The 2,722-nt window shown below is 65.5% G+C and carries 2 protein-coding genes; both read right to left on the reverse strand.

Annotated features, from left to right (window positions below; genetic code table 11):
- On the reverse strand, positions 1 to 1,429 hold a 1,429-nt coding region (locus QOJ24_RS06945; RefSeq protein WP_526260252.1), incomplete at its 3' end, for an MMPL family transporter.
- Positions 1,430 to 1,432: 3 nt separating this feature from the next.
- Positions 1,433 to 2,722 (reverse strand): MMPL family transporter (locus tag QOJ24_RS06950; protein WP_526260253.1); only part of this gene is annotated, 1,290 nt, incomplete at its 5' end.

Below are 2,722 nucleotides of genomic sequence, written 5' to 3' on the forward strand. Positions count from 1 at the left end.
GGCGCGTGATCGACTGCACCTGGGCGATGCCGTCGGTGTGGAACACGGCCTTGGCGACCCGCTCGAGCAGGATCATGTCGGTGGGATTGCGAAGGTCGTGGTCGGCCTCGACCATCAGCAGTTCGGGATTGAGCCGCGCCTGCGAGAAGTGCCGCTCGGCAGCGGTGTAGCCGACGTTGGCGGGCGCGGTTGCCGGCATGTAGGGGCGGGCGTCGTAACTGGTCTTGTACCCCGGCAGTGCGAGCAGACCGATGAGCGCGATGCCGACCGTCACCACCAGGATGGGCCCGGGCCACCGGACGATCGCCGTCCCGATGCGCCGCCAGCCGCGGGTGCGCATCGGGCGGGCAGGCTCGAACAGACCGAAGTGGCGGCCGATGCTCAGCACTGCGGGCGCCAGGGTCAGTGCGGCGATCAGGGCGACGCAGACGCCGATCGCCGCGGGAATGCCGAGACTGTTGAAGTACGGCAGCCGGGTGAAGGTCAGACAGGCCACCGCGCCGGCAATGGTCAGGCCCGAGCCCAGGATGATGTGGGAGGTACCCCGGTACATCGTGGCGTAGGCCGTCACCCGGTCCTGCCCGATGTGGCGCGCTTCGTGGTAGCGGCCGAGAAGGAAGATCGCGTAGTCGGTTCCGGCCGCAATGACCAGCAACGTCAGCAGATTCGTCGAGTAGGTCGACAGCTCGATGACGTTCGCGTTCGCCAGCACGGCGACCACGCCGCGCGACGCGGTCAACTCGATCATCACCGTGAAGATCACCAGGATCACCGTGGTGAAACGGCGGTACAGGACGAACAGCATGACCATGATCACCCCGATGGTGATCAGGGTGGTCTTCAGGGTGCCGTGCCTGCCTACCTCGAACTGGTCGGTGACCAGCGGCGCGGCGCCGGTGACGTAGGCCCTCACCCCTGGCGGTGGTGGCGAATCGTCGACGATCTTGCGGATGGAGTCGACGGATTCGTTGGCCAGTGACGTGCCCTGGTTGCCGTCGAGGTAGACCTGAACCAGGGCGGCCTTGCCGTCGGGGCTCTGCGAGCCTGCCGCGGTGAGCGGGTCTCCCCAGAAATCCTGAATGTGCTCGACGTGTTTGGTGTCCTTGGCGAGCTTCTGGACCAAGCCGTCGTAGTAGTGGTGCGCGTCGGCACCGAGGGGCTGGTCGCCCTCCAGCACGACCATCGCCGCACTGTCGGAGTCGAACTCCTGGAACTTCCTGCCGATCTCCTTGCTGGCCTGAAGCGACGGCGCATCCGGGGAACTCAGCGAGACGTTGTGCCTTTCGGCGACGTTCTCCAGCTGTGGCACGAAGACGTTGGTGACCACTGCCAGAGCGAGCCAGAACAGCGCGATCAGCACCGAGAACCGCCGGATCACGACGGCGACCCGGTCAGTCCTCGTTGGGCGCTCGGCCTGGTGGTTGCTCATCGGTCAGAACAGCGCAAGCTGGTGCGGATCGTCGCGCTCGAACTTCTCGGGGAACGGGCGGTTGCGCACCCGCACCGGCCACCAGAACCAGCGCCCGAGCAGCGCGGCGATCGAGGGGGTCATGAAGGACCGCACGATCAGCGTGTCGAACAGGAGGCCGAGGGCGATCGTTGTGCCGATCTGGCCGAGCACCAGCAGGTCGCTGAAGATGAACGACGCCATGGTGAACGCGAACACCAGACCTGCCGCCGTCACGACCGAGCCGCTGCCCGCCATGGACCTGATGATGCCGGTGTTGATCCCCGCGTGGATCTCCTCCTTGAACCGGGAGACCAGCAGCAGGTTGTAGTCCGATCCCACGGCCAACAGCAGGATCACGGCCAGCGGCAGGATCACCCAGTACAGCGGAGTCCCGAACATGTACTGCCACACCAGAACCGACAGCCCGAACGACGCGCCCAGCGACAGCGCGACCGTGCCCACGATGACCAACGCCGCCACCAGGCTTCGGGTGATGAACATCATGATGAGCAGGATCAGGCTGAGCGAGGCGATGGCGGCGATGATCAGGTCGTAGTGCGCCATGTTCCCGATGTCCTCATAGGTGGATGCCGTCCCGCCGATGTAGATCTTGGAGCCCGCCAGAGGGGTGCCCTTGACGGCTTCCTGGGCCGCGTGCCGGATCGCCTCGATGTGCGAAATGCCTTGGGGGCTCGCGGGATCGACGTCGTGGGTGATGATCATGCGGGCCGCCTTGCCGTCCGGGGAGAGGAACAGCTTGAGCCCGCGGATGAATTCGGGGTTGGTGAAGGCCTCCGGCGGTAGGTAGAAGGAGTCGTCGGTCTTCGATGCGTCATAGGCCTGGCCCAGCGCGGTGGAGTTTTCCAGGGCCGCCTGGGTCTGGTCGTAGATCCCCGCCGTGGTGGCGTAGTTCGTCATCGTCAGATCACGGTTGGTCTGCTGGTTCGCGATCTGCGGAGGGATCAGTGCCGTCAGCTTGGGCTGGAGCTCGTCAAGCTTGGAGATGCTGCCCGAGACGTTGGCCAGCTGGTCGGTCAGCGCATCGATGCCGTCGAGCGCGTCGAAGATCGACCGCAGCGCCGCGCACAGCGGGATGTCGAAACAGTGTGGCTCCCAATAGAAATAGCTGCGCAGCGGCCGGAAGAAGTCGTCGAAGTCGGCGATCTTGTTGCGGAGGTCCTGGGCCGTGGCGACCGTCTGCTTGAACGCCTCGCTCTGCTCGTGGGTGACGGCGCTGGACTGTTGCTGCAGCGAATACTGCTGCCGCAGCAC

The organism is Mycobacterium sp. (assembly GCF_032159775.1).
GTDB lineage: Bacteria > Actinomycetota > Actinomycetes > Mycobacteriales > Mycobacteriaceae > Mycobacterium.